The organism is Micromonospora sp. S-DT3-3-22, assembly GCF_015354745.1.
In the GTDB taxonomy this organism is placed as follows: domain Bacteria; phylum Actinomycetota; class Actinomycetes; order Mycobacteriales; family Micromonosporaceae; genus Micromonospora; species Micromonospora wenchangensis.
Window position 1 is genome coordinate 1 of the sequence record NZ_JACGMO010000253.1, and the last position, 2,562, is coordinate 2,562.

Below are 2,562 nucleotides of genomic sequence, written 5' to 3' on the forward strand. Positions count from 1 at the left end.
GCTGCTGCACGGGCTGCCCCAGGACCGGCCCGACCCGCCGCCCGCCGTCGCCGCCCTGTCCGACCTGGCGGCGCGCCGCCGGTCGGCGCTGCGGTTCGTCGGCGAGCCACGGTCCCTGCCCGCGCCCCTGGAGGTGGCCGCGCACCGGGCGGGCGCGGCGCTCATCGCCGACGGCGCGGTGGCCACGGTGACATACGGCGCCAGCGGCATCGGCCTGGAGGTACGCCGCTGCCCGCCCGTCGGTGCGGAGGTGCTGCGGTCGCTGCGGGATTCGACGGACGCCGCCAGCGGTTCGGTGGCGGTCGACACCGACCGCACCACGGTCCGCGTCTGGTTGCCGGAGGCGCTGCGATGATCCGGGTCATCGTCGCCGACGACGAGGCCACGGTGCGCGCCGGCATCGCCGCGATCCTCGACGCAGAGCCGGACATCGCGGTCGTCGGCCAGGCCCACGACGGTGACTCGGCCGTCGCGCTCGTCGCGTCGACCACTCCCGACGTCGCCGTCCTGGACGTACGCATGCCAGCCCGCCGGCCCCCCACCCCGGGTCCGCCGGTTCGGGGGCTCCGCCCGGAGGGCCCGCCCTCGGGCCGGCCGACCTGCGCCGACGGGATCGCGGCGGCCGCCGCGATCGGGCAGCGGCATCCGGCGACCCGGATCGTCATGCTGACGACGTTCGGCCTCGACGAGTACGTGTTCGCGGCGCTACGGGCCGGAGCGGCCGGGTTCCTGCTCAAGGACGCGGAGCCGCAGCGGGTCGTCGACGCCGTCCGGGTCGTCGCCGCCGGGGACGCGATGCTCGACCCGGGTGTCACCCACCGGCTCATCGACCGGTTCGCGACCGGGCCCGGGCCCGAGGACGCCGCACGCCTCGGCGGGCTGACCCCGCGCGAGACGCAGGTGCTGCACCAGGTGGCACGCGGGCTGTCCAACGCCGAGATCGCGGCGGTCCTGGGCATCAGCGCGTCGACGGTCAAGGACCACGTGGCGGTCGTCCTGGGCAAGCTGGGCGTGCGCGACCGGGTACAGGCGACGATCGCGGCGTACGAGGGCGGGCTGATCCGCCCGGGAGTACGCGAGCAGCAGGCCCTGGAATCGTCGGGGCGCCACGGGTCTCCACCATCGAAGGGCCGGCTGCTCGGATGAAGGTCCGGCCGGTCGGCCATGCCGCACCCGGCCCCTACCGCCCCGTCGACTCCCTGAGTCACGCACGGCTGTCGGAGATCGGCTCTCTGGTGCGTTCCTGCGGCGAGGCTGGCGCGGCGGCTCCACGAAGCAGGATCCCCGGCGCTGTTGTGTTGTCCGATCGGGAGACGCGTTCCGCCTGGGTAGAGCGGTGGGAGTGAGATCGCCTGGGCGAGCTCGTTGAACGCGGCGGCCGGGCGTTGCCGGGCTGGGGTGTCGGTGGCGATCTCGTAGTGTCCGCGGCGAAGATTCTGGACGAAGGCGTGTCCGGCGATCACGGTCGGGGCGGTCCGGTCGGTCCGTTAGCCCGCGTATTGGCCGGAGTCGGTGTTTGAGTCGGCTGTGATCGGCTTCGACCGGGTTGTTCGCATATCGCTCGACGTGATGCCAGGCTGCCGGGATCAGGTCGGCGAGCACGGCCGGGTAGACGGCGGCGGCGTCGGTCACCACCTCGACCGGCACCGTCTTCAACACCTTCAGTGCCCGGGTGAAGAACCTGCGGGCCGCGGCAGCGTCACGGCGGGCGGATACCAGCACGTCGATGACCTGCCCGTACTGATCGATGGCCCGGTACACGTACCGCCAGACGCCGCTGACCTTGACATACGTCTCGTCGACGAACCAGCGGTCACCCGGAGCGTGGCGGGTAAACCGGGCCGCGTCGGCCAGCAGCGGGGTGAACCGCTGCACCCACCGGTAGACCATGACGTGATCGACCTCGATGCCGCGTTCGGCGAGCAGCTCCTCGACGTCGCGGTGGGACAGGTTGTAGCGCAGGTACCAGCGCACCGCCACCACGATCACCTCCGGCGGAAACCGGAACCCCGAGAACGCCGACGAAGGCGCAGACCACGAACGCGACCGGGCTGACGACCTCACCGATCAACTGTGCCTGATCACCTGGCCACGTGACACCACGACACCCGATCGCTCAACGCAACAGCGCCCCTGACGCTTTCCCGGCGTTGGCGAAGCACATGGCATCGGCCGGTTCGTCTCCGTCGACCCGGTCTTCGACCAGCAGAACCCGCAGTCCTGGACCGGCTACGGCTACACCAACGGTCCGCCATTACCTACAGCGATCCGAGCGGGCTGAAACAGTGCGGCCAGTCCCGTCAGTTTGGGAAATTCCCCAGCGGCGGCCACTTGGCGGGGAGCTATCTGGCCGCCGGTGGTGACTCTGTGTTCCCGGATGGTTCGTTTGTTCTTGATCGGTCCCGGCGGCAGCTAGGGGCCTGGCTCCGGTGGTGCCTGGATGGGGTTGTTGCACATGCCGTAGCGGCATGTGGTGGGGTCGGGGCACCACAGCACGAAAGGTTCGGTCTGCGATGTACCCCTCCCTCACGCCTCCCCGGCAGGTCAAGATCGGTGATGCCG

2 protein-coding genes and 1 pseudogene are annotated in these 2,562 nt (G+C 71.3%); 2 read left to right on the forward strand and 1 reads right to left on the reverse strand.

Annotated features, from left to right (window positions below; all coding sequences use genetic code 11):
* Both H1A17_RS33900 and H1A17_RS33905 read left to right on the forward strand, forming a co-directional pair.
* Nucleotides 1-355, forward strand: a 355-nt coding sequence (locus H1A17_RS33900; RefSeq protein WP_194823800.1) for a hypothetical protein, incomplete at its 5' end; no start/stop codon positions are given.
* Nucleotides 352-1,146 (forward strand): response regulator transcription factor, encoded by a 795-nt coding sequence (locus tag H1A17_RS33905; RefSeq protein WP_194823801.1) that lies wholly within the window; start codon nucleotides 352-354, stop codon nucleotides 1,144-1,146. The genes H1A17_RS33900 and H1A17_RS33905, both read left to right, overlap by 4 nt.
* A 200-nt stretch (nucleotides 1,147-1,346) precedes the next feature.
* On the opposite strand, the pseudogene H1A17_RS33910 reads toward H1A17_RS33905, so the two are convergent.
* Nucleotides 1,347-2,064, reverse strand: a pseudogene (locus H1A17_RS33910) (IS6 family transposase); the annotation flags it as partial.
* Nucleotides 2,065-2,562: the final 498 nt, after the last annotated feature.